Below are 17,085 nucleotides of genomic sequence, written 5' to 3' on the forward strand. Positions count from 1 at the left end.
GCAAAGCCGCGCAGCGGGGAGGGTGGATCGAAGCGAGCGTTCAGCGAGTTTCGAGACGGGCGGGGTGTCTCCCCAAACTCCGTCCTACCGTGGGGATAGACCCCACCCGGCGCTACGCGCCACCCTCCCCGCTGCGCGGCTGTGCCGCTTGAGGGAGGGAGATCACGCGCAGCCGCGCTTCAAAACTCGTTCGCGATCTTCGCCATCATCCCCAGCAGCGCCTTATGCTCCGTCGGCCCCAACAGCTCGATCAGCCGCGCCTCGTGTCGCGTCGCCACCAGCTTCTTGGCGCGGGCCAGGGTCGCGCGGCCCTTGTCCGTCAGCATCAGCACATGCGAGCGACGATCGCTGGGCGAGCGCATCCGCGTCAGCAGGTCGCGGCTTTCGAGCCCGTCCAGCATCGCCACGAAATTCGGCCGCAGAATACCGAGCGTATTGGCGATCTCGGTCTGGTTGCGGCCCGGGTTCTTGTCCAGCAGGAGCAGCACTGAAAACTGCGCCGGGGTCAGTTGCAGCGGCGCCATGCAGCGATGGAAATCGTCGAACACCTTCAGCTGCGCACGCTTGATGACATAACCCAGCAATTCGCTGAGTTCACCCATCTGCAGCGCAGCGCCTTCCTCGTCCAAACCAGCGGGCGCCGGCGATTTGGATGAATCCTGGGCGGATGTTTTGGACGTGGGCATCACTCGCCTTCCGCGATAGCCGGTGGTTGAATGTCACACCCGGTCGAATTGCGGCTGGGCTTGAGTTATGATCAATAATCGTTATGAAATATATCAAATATGTGAGCGGGTTCAACCGCCATTGTTGATTGTCCTGCCCCTGTGGTATCCGCCGCGGCAGGCAATGTGGGGGAGCGTCCGGCCTTGAATACGACGATCTTGCTGTTCCTGCTTCAGGACGGCATCACCAATGGCGCAATTTATGCGCTGCTCGGACTGGCACTGGTGCTGGTCTTTGCAGTCACGCGCATCATCCTGATCCCCCAGGGCGAATTCATCACCTTTGGCGCGCTGACCTATGCCAGCCTCTCCGCCGGGCAGACGCCGGGAACCATCAAGCTCGCGGTCGCCATGGGCGTCGTTGCCTTCGCCTTCGACCTGTTCACCTTTCGCCGGGCGCTGCAGGCCAAGCGCGTGCTGCGCTCGCTGGCCGTGAACATCGTGTTCCCGCTGGCGATCTGGGCCGTGCTGTGGGCGCTGGCCGGCAGGCCGTCCAATATCGCCGTCAACATCGCGCTATCGCTGCTGATCGTCGCCGCCATCGGCCTCTATCTCTATCGCATTGCCTTCCAGCCGATAGCCCACACGTCCGTGCTGGTGCTGCTGATCGCCTCGGTCGGCTGCCACCTGGCGCTGCAGGGCTTTGGCCTCGTCTTCTTCGGCGCCGAAGGCCAGCGTGGACCCGCGATCTCCACCGACGCCATCACCATCGGCGCGCTGCGCTTCACCGGCCAGAGCATCGCCGTCTATGCCATCACCATCGCGCTGATCGTCGGGCTCTGGCTGTTCTTCGGCTACACGCTCTATGGCAAGGCGCTGCGTGCCACCGCCGTGAACCGCCTCGGCGCACGTCTGTCCGGCATTCGCACCACGCTGTCGGGCCAGCTCGCTTTCCTGCTGGCCTCGGTCATCGGCGCCATCTCGGGCATCCTGATCGTACCGATTACCACGCTCTATTACGACACCGGCTTCCTGATCGGCCTCAAAGGCTTCGTCGCCGCCATCATCGGCGGCCTGGTGAGCTATCCGCTGACGGCTGCCGCCGCCATACTGGTCGGCTGCGTTGAAGCGTTCTCGTCCTTCTATGCCAGCAACTTCAAGGAGGTCATCGTCTTTACGCTGATCCTGCCGGTTCTGGTGCTGCGCTCGCTCGCAGCCCCTGAAGTCGAAGAAGAGAAGGATTGAGCGCCATGTCATCGCGTCTCCTTCCCATTTTCGCTTTCGCGCTCGTCATGGCTGCGATCCCGTTCGTGCCCGGCGTGCCGCCATTCTGGATCGTGCTGCTCGACAATATCGGCTTGGCCGCGCTCGTGGCCATGGGCCTCGTTCTGCTCACCGGCGTCGGAGGTCTCACCTCTTTCGGCCAGGCCGCCTTCTGCGGCTTCGGCGCCTATACGACAGCCGTGCTGACGACGACCTATGGCGTGTCGCCATGGCTGACTCTGCCACTGTCGCTGCTGGTCGCAGGCTTCGCCGCCGTGTTTCTCGGCCTCATCACCATGCGCCTGTCGGGCCACTATCTGCCGCTCGGCACCATCGCCTGGGGCATCAGCCTGTTCTATCTGTTCGGCAAGCTGGAATTCCTCGGGCGCAATGACGGCATTTCCGGCATTCCGCCGCTGTCCATCGGCAGCTGGAAGATGCTGGATCCCGGCTCGATCTATTTCCCGATCTGGATCGCCGTCATCATCGCCGCATTGCTGTCGATGAACCTGCTCGATAGCCGCACCGGCCGCGCCATCCGCGCGCTGCGCCGCGGCCATGTGGCGGCAGAGGCGTTTGGCGTGCAGACCGCGCGGGCCAAGCTGCTGGTGTTCATCTATGCCGCCGTGCTCGCCGGTCTGTCCGGCTGGCTCTATGCGCATTTCCAGCGTGCGGCGAACCCGACGCCGTTCGGCCCGCATCTCGGCATCGAATATCTGTTCATCGCCGTGGTCGGCGGCGCCGGCTATGTGTGGGGCGGCGTGCTCGGCGCGGCGGTGGTGATCATTCTCAAGGAAGTGCTGCAGAGCTATCTGCCGATGCTGTTCGGCGGCAGCGGCCAGCTCGAGACCATCGTGTTCGGCATCTTGCTCGTGGCGCTGCTGCAGCTCGCCCCCACCGGCATGTGGCCGTGGGTCACGTCGCTGCTGCCTGCAAAGGACAGCCGCAAGCGCCCGGCTGCCGCCGACGCACTGCCCGGCCGCGCCGACAGCGCGCAGGCCGGAAGCATATTGCTGCAGGTTGAGAAAGCGCGAAAGCAGTTCGGCGGCGTGGTTGCCGTCAATGATGTCTCCTTCGATGTGAAAGCCCGTGAGATCGTCGCTCTGATCGGCCCCAATGGTGCCGGCAAGAGCACGACCTTCAACCTCATCACCGGCGTGCTGCCGGCCACCGCCGGCAAGGTCACCGTGCGCGGCGAGAGCGTCTCCGGGGCACCGCCGCAGGAGGTCGTCAAACTCGGCGTCGCCCGCACCTTCCAGCATGTCAAGCTGGTGCCCGACATGACCGTGCTGGAAAACGTCGCCCTCGGCGCGCATCTGCGCGGCAGCGCGGGTGCCATCGCAAGCATGCTCCGGCTCGATCGTGCCGATGAAGCCAAGCTGTTGGCGGAAGCCGCCAAGCAGATCGAGCGCGTCGGCCTCGGCGACCAGATGAACCAGCTCGCAGGCTCGCTCTCGCTCGGCCAGCAGCGCATCGTCGAGATCGCACGCGCACTCTGCGTCGATCCGATGCTGCTGCTGCTCGACGAGCCCGCTGCGGGTCTCCGCCACATGGAAAAACAGCAACTCGCTGCGCTCCTGCGCCAGCTTCGCGAAGGCGGCATGTCGGTGCTGCTGGTGGAGCACGACATGGGATTTGTGATGAACCTTGCTGATCGCATCGTGGTGCTCGATTTCGGCACCAAGATCGCCGAGGGCACACCGACCCAGATCAAGACCAATCCCGACGTGATCAAAGCCTATCTGGGAGCCGCGGCATGAGTGCGCTGCTGCAAGTCACCGACGCGCATGTTGCTTACGGCAAGGTCGAGGCCGTGCGCGCCGTCAATCTCGACGTCCGCGACGGCGAGATCGTCACCATCATCGGCGCCAATGGCGCCGGCAAGACGACCCTGCTCAACGCCACCATGGGCATCTTCCCGCTGAAAGGCAGTGTGCGCTTCGCTGGCAAGGAGATCAGCAAGCTCGACATCGAGGACCGCGTCGCCGCCGGCCTCAGCCTGGTGCCCGAGCATCGCGAACTGTTCGCCACGATGAATGTGGAAGACAATCTCCTGCTCGGTGCCTTCCGCATCGACAAGGCGACGGCTGCACGCTCCTTCGAGCGCGTCTACACGCTGTTCCCGCGCCTCAAGGAACGCCGCAAGCAGCTCGCCGGCACGCTGTCCGGCGGTGAGCAGCAGATGCTTGCCATGGGCCGCGCGCTGATGGGCGCGCCGAAGCTGCTGATGCTCGATGAACCGAGCCTCGGACTTGCGCCGATCATCGTCGCCGATATTTTCCGGATTGTCGGTGAATTGAAGGCCGCCGGCGTCGCCGTGCTGCTGGTGGAGCAGAACGCGCAGGCAGCATTGAAGATCGCCGACCGCGCTTATGTGATGGAGCTTGGCGAATTCGTTCTCGACGGCAAAGCCAGCGACATCGCCAGCAACCAGCGCGTGGTGGCAAGCTATCTCGGCTTCCAGCACGAAGGCGAAAGCGCGATCTGATCTTCCGCCGTCATTGCGAGGAGCGCAGCGACGAAGCAATCCAGACCTGGGCCAAAAACTGGATTGCTTCGCTGCGCTCGCAATGGCGACTGACAAGCAGGTGCCTCAATGAAAAGGCCGGCGATCTCGCAACCGCCGGCCTTCTCTTGCGAATTCCAGCTCACTTCGCCGGAACGTATTTCCCGTCCTTCACCGTCAGCAGGATCCGCGAGCGGTCATCGACGCCGTTGCGATCCTTTTCGGTGTAGTTGTAGACGCCCTGGCTCGCCGGGATCTCACGTTCGGTGAGCAGCGCCTGGCGAATGGCCTCGCGGAATTCCGGGGTGCCGGGCTTCGCGGTCTTGAGTGCCACCGGCACGATGCGCTTCAGCACTTCGAACACGTCGTAGGAGTGCCCCGCGAACTGGCTGCGGCTGTTGGCGCCGTATTTGGCTTCATAAGCCGTATTCAGTTCGAGGCCCGGCTTCTTGGTCAGTGCCGAATCCGGCTGGCCTTCCGGATACATCACCGGACCCGCTGCCATCAGCACACCTTCCGCCGACTTGCCGGCAATGCGGATGAAGTCGCTGCTCGCCGCACCATGGGTCTGATAGATCAGGCCCTTATAGCCGCGGTCGCGCAGTTCGCTCTGCGGCATGCCGGCGCCGGTGCCGGCAGCGCCGATCAGGATCGCATCGGGATTGGCGGCGATCAGTTTCAGCGCCTGCCCGGTGATCGAGGTGTCGGGACGGGCGAAGCGCTCGTCGGCGACCATCTTCATGCCCAGCCCGCCAGTCTGGGTCTTGAAGTCGTTGAACCACAGGTCGCCATAGCTGTCGGAATAGCCGATATAGCCCACGGTCTTCACGCCATTGGCCTTCATGTGGTCATACATGACCTTGCCGACGATCTCGACCGGCTGCGGCATGTCCACCGACCACTTTTCGCGCGCCGGCGTAAACGGCATCGGCGACAAGCTGAAATGCGGCACGCCGACTTCATTCGCCACCGCCGAGATAGCGATCGAGGTCGGCACGATGGACGATCCGACGATCAGGTCGGCCTTGGATTCGGTGACGAAACGGCGGGCATTGGTGGTCGCGGCAGTCGGGTCGCCGCCATCGTCGAGCACGATCAGCTTCAGCGGCACGCCGCCGATTTCCTTCGGCACGAAGTCGAGCGCGTTGCGCGAGGGCACGCCAAGGGCTGCGGCCGGGCCGGTTGTCGAGAGGCTGAGACCGATGGTGATTTCAGGGCTTTGGGCTTCCGCCGGGGAAGCAACGGCCAGCGCAGCGGCAACGGCCGCAATCGCCAGATGAAGCTTGGACATTTCTTGTTACTTTCTTGGATGGATGGCACGGCAGCCACGGCAACAAAGGCCGCAGGCTGGCACGGGTGGCGATCTGCGCGCCGGAACGCGCACGGCAAAAAGCCGGCCTTCAGGTGAAGGCCGGCTTTGGTTAGCCAATATTGCGCTGCGGGGGAAGCGGCTTGGCGCCGCGGGTTCTTGGCAAAAGGTAGGCTTGTCAGCCTCTTTCTTACCTCTCCCCTCCGGGGAGAGGTCGGCGCGCGCAGCGCGACGGGTGAGGGGGCGCCGCGGGCAACAGAGCGTGTGGAGCCCCCTCACCCGCCCGACTTCGTCGGTCGACCTCTCCCCGGTGGGGAGAGGTGAAACAGATTTACTGCGCCAGCACGTATTTGCCGTCCTTGACCGTCAGCAGGATGCGGGAACGCTCGTCGAGGCCGTAGCGGTCCTTCTCGGTGAAGTTGTAGACGCCCTGGGTCGCCGGAATTTCACGCTCGGTGAGGAGCGCCTGGCGGACGGCCTCGCGGAACTCGGGGGTGCCGGGCTTCGCGGTCTTCAGCGCCGTCGGAATGATGCGCTTCAGCACCTCGAAGGCGTCATAGGAATGGCCGGCGAACTGGCTGCGGCTGTTCGGGCCATACTTCGCCTCATAGGCGGCATTCAGGGTCAGGCCGGGCTTCTTGGTCAGCGCCGAATCCGGCTGGCCTTCCGGATACATGACGGGACCCGACGCCATCAACACGCCTTCCGCCGCCTTGCCGGCAATGCGGATGAAGTCCATCGAGGCCGCACCATGGGTCTGGTAGATCAGGCCCTTATAGCCCTTGTCGCGCAGCTCGGTCTGCGGCAGGGCAGCGGCCGTACCGGACGCGCCAACCAGGATGGCGTCGGGATTGGCGGCGATCAGCTTCAGTACCTGGCCGGTGACCGATGTATCCGGACGGGCAAAGCGCTCTTCAGCGGCAATGGCGATGCCCATCGGCACGGCCTGGGTCTTGAGATCGTTGAACCAGAGATCGCCATAGCTATCGGAATAGCCGATATAGCCGACGGTCTTGATGCCCTTGGCCTTCATGTGGTCGTACATCACCTTGCCGACGATCGGCACCGGCTGCGGCATGGCCACCGACCATTTGGCGCGCTCCGGCGTGATCGGCAGCGGTGACAACGCGAAATGCGGGATGCCGGCTTCGTTGGCGACGTTGGACACCGCGATGCTGGTCGGCGTCACGGCCGAGCCCATGATGATGTCGGCCTTGGATTCGGTCACGAAGCGGCGGGCATTGGTGGTCGCCGAGGTCGGATCGCCGCCATCGTCGAGCACGATCACTTTCAGCTTCACGCCGCCGATTTCCTTCGGCACGAATTCCAGCGCATTGCGCTCGGGAATGCCGAGGGCTGCCGCCGGGCCGGTGGTGGAGGTCGTCAGTCCAACCGTGACTTCCTGCGCTGCAGCAGGCGTGGCAATTGCCAGCGACGCGGCCACGGCCGCCATCGCCAAGGCACACTTGGAGTGGTACTTGGTCATTTGTTCTCTCCCTCAAGATTCTTTTGTTATCGACAGCTAAACAAAGTCCGGCTGTACTTTCAGCCCCTTCTTTAGGTCAGTGGGGAGGGACTGGTAAAGGCCCACCCCACCGGCGCTTCGCCGCAGGCTTAACGGCTAGACGGCGATCACCCGCGCCGCTTCGCTCCCCGTATAGATATCGTCAATCAGCGCCGCCCGATGCTCCAGCACCGCGCGCTGGTTGATCGAGCCCTTGTCGGTCACCTCGCCTTTGTCGATGGAGAGTGGCGTGTCCAGCAACACGGCCTTGGCAATCCGGGTGGACGAGCCGGTGGCGCCCGCCATGAACTGCGCCAGCCGGTCACGGAAGGCGTCGCGAACCACCGGATCATGCGCTGCAGCAGCGAGATCGCCGGCCGGAAGGTCGGGATTGATGACGCGGCAGCCATCGAGATCGAGCACCACAAGCGCCGCCAGCTCATCGCGATTGATGCCGGCGATGACGACATCGCGGACCAGTGGCGCGCAGGTGCCGACAAAGCGCGCCCGCAGCGGGCCAACGCTGACCCAGGTGCCGCTGCCGAGCTTGAAATCCTCGGAGATACGGCCGTCGAAATCGAAGCCGGCATCGAAGTCATCGGGATCGACCGCCTTCAGCGCATCGCCGAAAATATAGTAACCCTCGTCATCGAACGCCTTGGCGGTGAGGTCCGGCTGACGCCAATAGCCCGGCGTGACATTGGGACCCTTGGCACGGACTTCCATCTTGCCGTTGTTGGGCACCAGTTTTGCGTCATTGCCCGGCACGGGAAGGCCGACATGGCCGGAGCGGCTGGTGAGCGGTGTCACGCACATGAAGAACGGCGCGGTTTCCGTGGCGCCAAGCCCGGTCAACATCGGCACGCGCTTGCCAGTGGTCTGCACCGAGAGCTCGTCGAGACTGCCCCACACATAAGGGGACAGTGCTGCGCCAGAGAAGAACATCGCATGCAGCCGCGCAAAGAATTTTTCACGCAGCTGCGCGTCCTCGCGCAGATAGGGCAGCAACGACTCATAGCCTTTGGGGACGTTGAAATAGACCGTCGGCGAAATCTCGCGGAGATTACGGATAGTTTCCGCGATGCCCGCCGGGGTCGGCTTGCCTTCGTCGAGATACATCGAGCCGCCATTGAACAGCGTCAGTCCGATATTGTGATTGCCGCCAAAGGTGTGATTCCACGGCAACCAGTCGATGATCACCGGCGGCTCGTCTTTCAAAAAGGCGAGCGTATCGCGCAGCATGATCTGGTTGGCGCACATCATGCGCTGCGTATTGATCACGGCTTTCGGATTGCCGGTCGAGCCTGAGGTGAGCAGGAATTTTGCGATCGTATCCGGGCCGATGGCCTGATGCGCGGCGTCGAGACCCGCGGCCTCCGGTGTCGTCAAAAGATCCGACAGTTGCGTTGGGCGACGATCGGGCAACGTGCCGCGCGACACCACGACCTCGACATCAACCGGCACGTTGAAGCGGATGGCATCAGCGAACACATCGCCGTCATCGACGAAAACAAGACCGGGGGTCAGAAGCCCCATCAGATATTTCAGCTTGCCGTAGTCCTTCGACACCAGCGAATAGGCGGGCGACACCGGTGCAAACGGAATCCCCGCATAGAGCGCACCGAACGCCACCAGTGCATGATCGATGGAATTACCGGACAGAATCATGATCGGCCGATCCGGCGACAGGTTTCGCGCCAATAGCGCCGAGGCGATGCGGCGCGCCGCGTCCAGCATCTGCGCATAGGTGATCTCGCGCCAGCCATCGCCCTCGCCGCGCTCGCCCATGAAAACGCGATCCGGCGTCTCCTTGGCCCAGTGATGCAGATAGTCGGTGACTCGGGTGGGATAGTCGCCGATGGCATTGGTCGGGCGGAGATAGATGGTGCCGTCGTCGCGGCGCTCCACACGCACGGCCGGATCGCCATAGGAGATCGGGCGCAGCGGATGTTGTGCCGCGCTGGTCTGGTCGCTCGTCGTCGCCACTGCAGACATGACTGTCCCGTCCCTTGTGTCGTCCGTCCCGTTTTTTTTGTTCTTAGTTATAACTCCGTCGTTGCGAGGAGCGTAAGCGACGAAGCAATCCAGAAGCCGAGTGAAGAAAGACTGGATTGCTTCGCTGCGCTCGCAATGACGGTGGTCGTCAGTCGGATTTCACCTTGCCGACTTTCTTCTCCAGAAAATCCCGGATGCGGTTCTTCGCCTCCTGATCGCTCTGCGCCACCGAAGCCATCAGAGATTCCAGCATCAGGCCGGTCTGCGGGCTTGCCTCGGCGATCAGCGGCAACGCCTGCAATACGGCGAAATTCGTCAGCGGCGCATTCTGCGCCACGCGCTCGGCGAGTTCGAGCGCCTTGGTGAGCGCACCATCGGCGTTGGTGAGATATTGCGCGAAGCCAAGCGTGATGCCCTCTTCCGCTTTATAGACACGGCCGGTGAGCATCATGTCCGCCATCCGGTGCACGCCGATCAGGCGCGGCAACCGCATCGAGGCGCCGCCGCCGACAAAGATGCCGCGGCTCCCCTCCGGTAGCGCGTAATAGGCAGAAGGGTCGGCAACGCGGATATGCGCGGCACAGGCCAATTCAAGCCCGCCGCCGATCACAGCGCCCTGCAGCGCAGCCACGACGGGCACGCGGGCGTGCTGGATCAGGTCGAACACGCGGTGCCACATGCGGGAGTGCATCAGGCCCGCGGTGGCGTCACGCTCCTGCAGTTCGGAGAGATCAAGACCGGCCGAGAAATGACCGCCGATGCCGTGGATCACGATGGCACCGATATCGTCCGGTAGCGCGCGGAAAACCTGCTCGATTTCGAGGATGATTCCGTCATTCAGCGCATTGCGCTTGGCAGGACGGTTCAGGCCGACCAGCAGCACCCGGCCACGGGTTTCGGTCTGGAGCAGGGAAGCAGTCTGGGACATCGGCGCCAAATAAGTCTCCGGAAGAATAATTATATACTATAACGGATTGGGCGCGAGTCAACCGCTGGGGCCGTAGGATGGGTTGAGCGGAGCGATACCCATCGCCACAGGCACCGGAGCCGCGGTGATGGGTATCTCTCCGGCGCTTTGCGCCTTCGCTCAACCCATCCTACGCGCTCTCAATTGTCGCCCTACCTGATCGCCACCGGATTGATCATGCTCTGCACCCCGCCCTTGAACCGCGGCTGGCCGAGCACGAACAGGAACTCGTAGCCCTTGTCCTTGGCGAGTTCGGACGTGTCCATGTTTTCGAGAATATAGGTGCCGTTCATGGCCAGCAGGATCTGGTGCACCTCGAACACGGTGTTCTTCTCGAACGGCACCACCTCGACGCCCCAGGTATCCGCGCCGACGGCCACCACGCCCTTGCCGGTGAGAAATTTTGCGCCCTCGACGCCGAGGCCGGGCTCGCCGCCATTGTAGCGCTTGTCGTCCTTGCCGACGAGGCTGAGCCACCCGGTGTGGAACAGCACCACATCGCCCTCCTTGATCTCGACGCCCTGCGCCTTGGCGGCTTCCTCGATCTCCTTGGTGTTGAAGGCGGTGCCTTCCTTGACCACATCGGTCTTGTAATAGGCGGCCATGTCGAGCATCACGCCGCGCGCCACGATCGGTGGGACCTTGTCGATACCGAGCTTCTTCAGGCCGCTGACATCGCCGAAATCCGCGATCTTGTTGCCGTTGTAATAGACGTGATCGACGCCGAGATGGCCGAGCCCGTCCATCTGGCTGCCGACGCCAACCCAGCCAGTGATCATGTCGTCATTATAGGTGGCGTTGTTGGGACCGATGCCGTGATTGCCGGCCTGGCCGGGCTGCACGATGGTGACCTTCACCGACCGCGGCGGATAGGCCGGTGTATCGGAACCGACGGGAATGCCGAGTGCATAGGTCTTGCCGGTCTTCACCAGTTGGGCTGCGGCCTTCACGCGTTCGGGGGTGATGTAGTTGGCCGCGCCGATCTCGTCAGTCGGGCCCCATTTCGATTTGGTCCAGTCCTGCGCCCATGCGGGCATGGCCATCACAAGCGATACGGCACTTCCAAGCAAAGCTGCTCTCAACATCGTCGCCTCCCTGTGTTCGCCGGATGTTTCCGGTCGATGGGGAGTAGACTACAGCAATTAGGGTGAAAGTAAGTATCACCGTCATTGCGAGGAGCGAAGCGACGAAGCAATCCAGCGCCGCAAGCGAAAACTGGATTGCTTCGCTACGCTCGCAATGACGGCGGAGAGGACGGTGCTCTACAGCACCTGATGCACCGCAAGCTCCACGCGGTCCGGATGCCGGGCACCGACGCCGATGAACAGGTTCTGCATCAGCCAGCGATAGTCCGGATGCGCGGTCTCGAATTTCGGCACCGATCGGAAATAGATCAGGCGGGGATCGACGATCTCGCCACGGGCGATGCGGTCCAGCGCCTCTTTCGGCCCGAAGCGGATGCCGTAATTGGCGATATAGATCACCGCGCCATCATCGAGCTCGAATGTGTATTTCGCTTCCAGCTCCGTAAAGCCATCCGGACGGATGATCTGGAAATCAGCACCGCCCTGATGGATCGTGCCGTTGATCCCCTCGCCCTTCACGGTGCCACCGAGCACAGGGATGACGCGCCGGGTGCCATAGCCGAGATCGCCGGCGACCACGGGCGTCCCGACCTGGATCGCAAGGCTGAACACATATTTCGTCTTCAATTCCGGCACGCTCATCGCCTCACCCCAGCATTCGCATCGGCAGCCACGTGGCGATGATCGGGAACAGGATCAACAGCACCAGCCGCACGAGATCGGTCGCCACAAAGGGCAGCACACCCTTGAAGATCGTGGACATGGTGACGTCCTTGATCACGCTCTTGATGACGAAGACATTCATGCCGACCGGCGGATGGATCAGGCCGAGCTCGACGGTCATCACGATGATGATGCCGAACCAGATCGGATCGAAGCCGAGCGCCATGATCACGGGGAACACGATCGGCACCGTGAGGATCACCATGGCCATGGCATCCATCAGGCAGCCGAGCACCAGATACATCAGCAGGATCAGCGCCAGCACACCATAGGGGCCGATGCCGAGGCCGGTGAGGAACTCCGTCACATGCTGCGGCGTCTGCGTCACCGTGAGAAAATAGCCGAAGCAGAGCGCGCCGATCAGCACGGTGAACACGGCCGCAGCCGTGCGGGTCGCCTGCAGCAGCGATTGCAGGATACCTTCCTTGTTCAGCTTGCCCCGCATCACCCCGATCAGGAACGCACCGACGGCGCCGACCGCCCCCGCCTCGGTCGGAATGAAGAAGCCGCCATAGAGCCCGCCGATCACGAAGACGAACAGCAGCAGCGGCGACCACACGTCGCGGATGGCGGCCGCGCGTTCGCGCCACGAGGCTTTCGGGCCTTCGGGCAGAAAGCCGGGCTTCACCACGCCGATGATGGCGATGGTGATCATGTGCATGACGATCGCCAGCAGGCCCGGCACGATGCCGGCAATGAACAGCTTGCCGATATCCTGCTGGGTGATGATGCCATAGACCGCCAGCACCGTGGATGGCGGCAGCATGGCGCCAAGCGTGCCGCCGACGGCGATGACACCGGTGGCAAAGCTCTGCGGATAATTGTGCCGCCGCATTTCCGGATAGGCCACTGCGGAGAACGTCGCTGCGGTCGCCACGGACGAGCCGGAGATCGCCGCAAAGCCGCCGCAGGCCGCGATGGTGGCGATGCCGAGGCCACCCTTCCAGTGCCCGACGAATGTATTCGCTGCGCGAAACAATTCGCGGCTGATGCCGGACACCGAGACGAAGGCGCCCATCAGCAAAAACATCGGGATCACGCCGAAGGAATAATCCGTCACCGTGCGCATGGTGGTCTGGCCCACCAGTTTCAGCGCCGGCGCGAAGCCGGTGATGTAGCCAAAACCGGTGATGCCCACGAGGCCCATGGCCATGCCGACCGGCACGCGCAGCAGCATCAGCGCGAACAGGCTGACAAAGCCGATGACCGCGACCGCTTCATTGCTCAATTCCATCGCCGGTTACTCCGCGGTCTTGATCTTGGGCTCGTGCATTTCGTCCGGATGCATCACGAGCCGATAGGTGCGGATGGCGATCAGGAGCACGGCCGCCCCGTCGCCGATCCATGACAGCAGGAAGAACGGCCACACCGGCAATTGCAGGTCCATGGTGACGAGCCCGCTATTGTAGGTGTCCACCACCTTGTCGAACAACGTGTAGGTCTGCACGCTCACGACAAACAGCAGCACCAGGGTCGCGAACACGTCGATCCAGCGCTGATACTTTGGCGTGGCATTGGCCCAGACCAGATCGACGGTGATGTGCGAGCCGCGATAGCTGGTGGCGGCGATACCCCAGAAGATCAGCACGCCCAGCATGAACTGGCCGACATTGTAGTAATCTGGGATCGTGACGGCGAAGAACTTGCGCATGAACACGGCGATAAAAGTGTTCAGCGCGACGACGCCGACGAAGAACGCGGCGATCCATTCGATGGAATCGATGAAGCGATCCATCACGTTCTTCTTGCGCGGCTCCGGCGGTCCGGTGAGCGCGCCATCGGCGGTGACTTCGGGGGTGGAGGTCATGAGGAATTCCTGAGGCAGCGGTGGTGCCTTCTCCTCGCTTGCGGGGAGAAGGTGGCCCGGCGTAGCGCAACGAAGCCTGGAGGGATGAGGGGGCTCTCGGCGAACTGCGGAGCGTGTGGAGAGCCCCCTCACCCGCCTTCCACATGCTTCGCATTTTACAGGCGACCTCTCCCCGCAAGCGGGGAGAGGTTAAGAAGCTCACAGCCCGGCATTATGCTTCTTCAGCGAGGCCTTGAGCTCCGCATCGATGGCATCCGCATCGCCGCCGGCTTTCTTCACCGCGGCAGCCCATGCTGCATGCAGCGGCTCGACGCCCTTCTTCCAGGTGGCAAGCTGCTCCGGCGTCAGCGGATAGACCTCATGATCCGGCAGCGCCTTCATCTTGGCGATGCCAGCGAATTCATAGTCCACCCAGGGATCGGTGACCTTCGCCGCCCATTCCGGCGAGCAGTGATCGTCGATGATCTTCTTCTGCCCAGGCGACATGGAATTATATTTGGCGAGATTGACGTTGTAGGTGAACACCGTCGAATAGAGCGGCGCGTCGATGTGATACTTCACCACCTTGTCGATGCCGAACAGGAAGATCGAGCCCCACGGGAAGAAGATCGCGTCAGCCACGCCACGCTCGATCGCGTCGCGCGATTCTGGCGCGGACGCCTGCACATTGGTGCCGCCGAACAGCTTCACCATTTCGCCGATCGTGCTCTGTGCCGGACGCACCTTCACGCCCTTGAGATCGTCGGGCACCACGATCTTCTTCTTGCTATGAATCGAGCCAGGCGCGTGGATGAAGGCGAAGCACAGCTTGGTGTCCTTCATCTCCGTCTTGGCGTATTTCTGGTACCACTCGTTGAACGCCTGCGTGCCCTTCTTGCCTTCGTTGAACACGAAAGGAAGCTGGCCGGCCGCGGCGATCGGGAAGCGGCCCGGCTGGTAGCCGGGATTGACGTAAGTGACATCGGCGATGCCATCGCGCGCCATGTCGTAATGATCGAACGCCTTGCCGAGCTGCTCCGAGGGGAACACCGACAGCTTGATGCTGCCGCCCGACGCCTTCTCGATATCGGCAGCCCAGGCCTGCGTCGCGGGCACCAGCGGATGCGCCGGGGGAACCCACAGCGATACTTTCAGATTGACGGTCTTGTCCTGTGCCTGCGCGGCGATCGGCAACATGCAGCCGGCCGCGAGCAACGCCATCAGCGTCTTCCTCATCGACGTCTCTCCCTCTGTGCGTCCGTGGATTTTTCCACTGAACCCTGTCCTCTCGGACTATTCACCGGACCTTGAATGGCCCTTGGCGGATATTGTTATATCTTATAACGATCATTGCAAGCTTGACGGATGTCAGTCTCGCCACGGCGCTTGACTTGTCAACTGAGCCTTGAGACTGAGTCAATATCAATGACGGGAGTAAGTCGTGCGCACGAAAGTTGCGATCATCGGTGCCGGTCCGGCGGGCATGCTGCTCGGGCAGCTGTTGCACTCCTATGGCATCGACAACGTCATCTTGGAACGCAAGGATCGCGACTATGTGCTGGCGCGGATCCGCGCAGGCGTGCTCGAACAGGGCACCGTCGGCCTGCTGGAGACGCTGGGGATCACCGAGCGCCTGCACCACGAAGGCCTGATCCATGACGGCATCGAACTGCTGTTCGGCGGCACCCGCCATCGCATCGACCTCAAGGCAGCCTCCGGCGGCAAGACCGTCACCGTCTATGGCCAGACCGAAGTCACGCGCGACCTGATGGATGCGCGCGCCAGAGCCGGCCTCAAGACCATTTACGACGCCGATAACGTCCGCCTGCATGATTTCGACAGCGACAAGCCGCGCGTCCGCTACGAAAAAGACGGCGTCACCTATGAATTGCTGTGTGATTTCATCGCCGGCTGCGACGGTTTTCACGGCGCCAGCCGGCAGGCGATCCCCGCCTCCGCGGTACATGCCTATGAGCGCGTCTATCCGTTCGGCTGGCTGGGCTTACTCTCGGATACGCCGCCGGTGTCGCCGGAGCTGATCTACACCAATCACGCCCGCGGCTTTGCTTTGTGCTCGATGCGCTCTCCGACCCGCAGCCGCTATTATGTGCAGTGCTCCCTCGACGAGAAGGTCGAGACCTGGACCGACGACATGTTCTGGGACGAGCTGCGCCGCCGTCTCGATCCGGAAGCTGCCGAAAGCCTGATCACTGGCCCGTCGCTGGAAAAGAGCATCGCGCCGCTGCGTAGTTTTGTCGCGGAGCCGATGCGCTTCGGCAAGTTGTTTCTCGCCGGCGACGCTGCCCATATCGTGCCACCTACCGGCGCCAAGGGTCTCAATCTCGCGGCCTCGGACGTGCATTATCTGTCGATGGCGCTGCGCGAATATTACGACGAGAAGTCATCCGCGGGCCTCGATAACTATTCGGTCACCGCGCTCAAGCGCGTGTGGAAAGCCGTGCGCTTCTCGTGGTGGATGACATCCATGATGCATCGTTTCCCCGATACGGACGGCTTCGGCACCAAGCTGCAGCAGGCCGAGCTGGATTACGTCGTGCATTCGGATGTGGCGCGCGCCTCGCTGGCGGAGAATTATGTGGGGCTGCCGTATTAGGCACCTCGCTCTTTTGTCGTCACCCGGCTTGACCGCGTGACCCAGCAAACTCCGCCGACGTCGTGAAACGATTGGTCCGTGTTGACTGGATCACCCGCTTTCGCGGGTGATGACGGACGGGGAGCTATTCCGCCCTCGTCCCGCCTGTTTTAAACGCGCCATCATTCCCGTTTGAAACTTTGTTGGCCTGTCGCTCGCGTCTCTTTTCGTTTCAAATACGCGCATGACCGACACCATTCCCCAAGATCCTATCCCCGAAGGTTTCGCGCCGCATTTCCGCAAGAGCCCGCTTACCGCACCGTGGGAGCCGATCTATTCGAAGACCACCGATAGCGCCGTCATCCTTGGCCTGCGCATCGCCGAGCCCCACACCAATTCGCGCGGCATGGCGCATGGCGGCCTCATCACGGCGCTCGCCGACAATGCCATGGGCCTGAGCTGCGGCCATGTTGCAGGCGGCGGCACGCGGCTTGTCACGGTGAACCTCTCCGCTGATTTTCTTGGGCCCGCGAAAATCGGCCAGTGGCTGGAGATCGTAACCGATGTGGTGAAAACCGGCAGCCGTCTGTGTTTCGCGCAGGCGCTGGTCACTGCCGACGGCGTGCCATGTGCGCGGGCGAATGGGACCTTCAGCGTGGTGACGCAGAAGGAATGACTCGCTGCCGTAG

The 17,085-nt window shown here is 62.7% G+C and carries 15 protein-coding genes; 5 read left to right on the plus strand and 10 right to left on the minus strand.

Translation table 11 applies throughout. From position 1 onward, the window contains the following. Positions 1–179: 179 nt before the first annotated feature. Positions 180–686 (minus strand): MarR family winged helix-turn-helix transcriptional regulator, encoded by a 507-nt coding sequence (locus AC1RQ5_RS25675; protein ID WP_493202746.1) that lies wholly within the window; start codon positions 684–686, stop codon positions 180–182. A 183-nt stretch (positions 687–869) separates the two neighbouring features. On the opposite strand from AC1RQ5_RS25675, the gene AC1RQ5_RS25680 reads away from it, so the two are divergent. From AC1RQ5_RS25680 to AC1RQ5_RS25690, 3 genes are read left to right on the plus strand one after another with little or no spacing between them, the layout of a single operon-like run. Next, positions 870–1,910, plus strand: coding sequence for a branched-chain amino acid ABC transporter permease (locus AC1RQ5_RS25680; RefSeq protein WP_493202748.1), 1,041 nt, complete (start codon positions 870–872; stop codon positions 1,908–1,910). Positions 1,911–1,915: 5 nt separating this feature from the next. Continuing rightward, positions 1,916–3,688 carry a branched-chain amino acid ABC transporter ATP-binding protein/permease gene (locus AC1RQ5_RS25685; RefSeq protein WP_493202749.1) on the plus strand — a complete coding sequence of 591 codons (1,773 nt, stop codon included), beginning with the start codon at positions 1,916–1,918 and terminating at the stop codon, positions 3,686–3,688. After that, positions 3,685–4,416, plus strand: a complete 732-nt coding sequence (locus AC1RQ5_RS25690; protein WP_398481876.1) for an ABC transporter ATP-binding protein — start codon at positions 3,685–3,687, stop codon at positions 4,414–4,416. Before AC1RQ5_RS25685 ends, AC1RQ5_RS25690 begins: the two co-directional genes overlap by 4 nt. A 160-nt stretch (positions 4,417–4,576) precedes the next feature. On the opposite strand, the gene AC1RQ5_RS25695 is transcribed toward AC1RQ5_RS25690, so the two are convergent. The 9 genes from AC1RQ5_RS25695 to AC1RQ5_RS25735 form a co-directional block, all read right to left on the minus strand. Then, positions 4,577–5,725, minus strand: coding sequence for an ABC transporter substrate-binding protein (locus tag AC1RQ5_RS25695; protein ID WP_493202751.1), 1,149 nt, complete (start codon positions 5,723–5,725; stop codon positions 4,577–4,579). Between the two features lie 349 nt (positions 5,726–6,074). Beyond that, positions 6,075–7,229: an ABC transporter substrate-binding protein gene (locus AC1RQ5_RS25700; protein WP_493202753.1), complete on the minus strand. Its 1,155-nt coding sequence runs from the start codon at positions 7,227–7,229 to the stop codon at positions 6,075–6,077. Between the two features lie 135 nt (positions 7,230–7,364). Further along, positions 7,365–9,242 (minus strand): feruloyl-CoA synthase, encoded by a 1,878-nt coding sequence (locus tag AC1RQ5_RS25705; protein WP_493202755.1) that lies wholly within the window; start codon positions 9,240–9,242, stop codon positions 7,365–7,367. A gap of 148 nt (positions 9,243–9,390) precedes the next feature. Beyond that, entirely contained in the window at positions 9,391–10,170 is a 780-nt protein-coding gene (locus tag AC1RQ5_RS25710; protein WP_493202757.1) for a crotonase/enoyl-CoA hydratase family protein, read from the minus strand. A gap of 191 nt (positions 10,171–10,361) precedes the next feature. Then, the gene (locus tag AC1RQ5_RS25715; protein WP_493202759.1) at positions 10,362–11,294 is read right to left on the minus strand and encodes a cyclase family protein; all 933 of its coding nucleotides are present in this window, start codon (positions 11,292–11,294) and stop codon (positions 10,362–10,364) included. Positions 11,295–11,471: 177 nt separating this feature from the next. After that, the gene (locus AC1RQ5_RS25720; protein WP_493202761.1) at positions 11,472–11,936 is read right to left on the minus strand and encodes a DUF3237 domain-containing protein; all 465 of its coding nucleotides are present in this window, start codon (positions 11,934–11,936) and stop codon (positions 11,472–11,474) included. A 4-nt stretch (positions 11,937–11,940) separates the two neighbouring features. After that, positions 11,941–13,245, minus strand: coding sequence for a TRAP transporter large permease (locus AC1RQ5_RS25725; RefSeq protein ID WP_493203571.1), 1,305 nt, complete (start codon positions 13,243–13,245; stop codon positions 11,941–11,943). Between the two features lie 12 nt (positions 13,246–13,257). Then, entirely contained in the window at positions 13,258–13,824 is a 567-nt protein-coding gene (locus AC1RQ5_RS25730) for a TRAP transporter small permease (protein ID WP_493202763.1), read from the minus strand. A 198-nt stretch (positions 13,825–14,022) separates the two neighbouring features. Next, complete coding sequence (locus tag AC1RQ5_RS25735; RefSeq protein WP_493202765.1) at positions 14,023–15,039, minus strand: TRAP transporter substrate-binding protein; 1,017 nt, start codon at positions 15,037–15,039, stop codon at positions 14,023–14,025. 205 nt (positions 15,040–15,244) lie between these two features. Between AC1RQ5_RS25735 and pobA the strand changes: the two genes are divergently transcribed. After that, positions 15,245–16,417: a 4-hydroxybenzoate 3-monooxygenase gene (gene pobA, locus AC1RQ5_RS25740; protein WP_493202767.1), complete on the plus strand. Its 1,173-nt coding sequence runs from the start codon at positions 15,245–15,247 to the stop codon at positions 16,415–16,417. A 223-nt stretch (positions 16,418–16,640) separates the two neighbouring features. After that, the gene (locus tag AC1RQ5_RS25745; RefSeq protein WP_493202769.1) at positions 16,641–17,072 is read left to right on the plus strand and encodes a PaaI family thioesterase; all 432 of its coding nucleotides are present in this window, start codon (positions 16,641–16,643) and stop codon (positions 17,070–17,072) included. Positions 17,073–17,085 lie beyond the last annotated feature (13 nt).

Source organism: Tardiphaga sp. GW821-FHT12E02, assembly GCF_058807155.1.

What these genes read in the sequence shown, in the direction of transcription:
- AC1RQ5_RS25675 (WP_493202746.1), bottom strand. Translation starts at nt 686, where the DNA reads ATGCCCACGTCCAAAACATCCGCCCAGGATTCATCCAAATCGCCGGCG.
- AC1RQ5_RS25685 (WP_493202749.1), top strand. Translation starts at nt 1,916, where the DNA reads ATGTCATCGCGTCTCCTTCCCATTTTCGCTTTCGCGCTCGTCATGGCT.
- AC1RQ5_RS25690 (WP_398481876.1), top strand. Translation starts at nt 3,685, where the DNA reads ATGAGTGCGCTGCTGCAAGTCACCGACGCGCATGTTGCTTACGGCAAG.
- AC1RQ5_RS25695 (WP_493202751.1), bottom strand. Translation starts at nt 5,725, where the DNA reads ATGTCCAAGCTTCATCTGGCGATTGCGGCCGTTGCCGCTGCGCTGGCC.
- AC1RQ5_RS25700 (WP_493202753.1), bottom strand. Translation starts at nt 7,229, where the DNA reads ATGACCAAGTACCACTCCAAGTGTGCCTTGGCGATGGCGGCCGTGGCC.
- AC1RQ5_RS25705 (WP_493202755.1), bottom strand. Translation starts at nt 9,242, where the DNA reads ATGTCTGCAGTGGCGACGACGAGCGACCAGACCAGCGCGGCACAACAT.
- AC1RQ5_RS25710 (WP_493202757.1), bottom strand. Translation starts at nt 10,170, where the DNA reads ATGTCCCAGACTGCTTCCCTGCTCCAGACCGAAACCCGTGGCCGGGTG.
- AC1RQ5_RS25715 (WP_493202759.1), bottom strand. Translation starts at nt 11,294, where the DNA reads ATGTTGAGAGCAGCTTTGCTTGGAAGTGCCGTATCGCTTGTGATGGCC.
- AC1RQ5_RS25720 (WP_493202761.1), bottom strand. Translation starts at nt 11,936, where the DNA reads ATGAGCGTGCCGGAATTGAAGACGAAATATGTGTTCAGCCTTGCGATC.
- AC1RQ5_RS25730 (WP_493202763.1), bottom strand. Translation starts at nt 13,824, where the DNA reads ATGACCTCCACCCCCGAAGTCACCGCCGATGGCGCGCTCACCGGACCG.
- AC1RQ5_RS25735 (WP_493202765.1), bottom strand. Translation starts at nt 15,039, where the DNA reads ATGAGGAAGACGCTGATGGCGTTGCTCGCGGCCGGCTGCATGTTGCCG.
- AC1RQ5_RS25745 (WP_493202769.1), top strand. Translation starts at nt 16,641, where the DNA reads ATGACCGACACCATTCCCCAAGATCCTATCCCCGAAGGTTTCGCGCCG.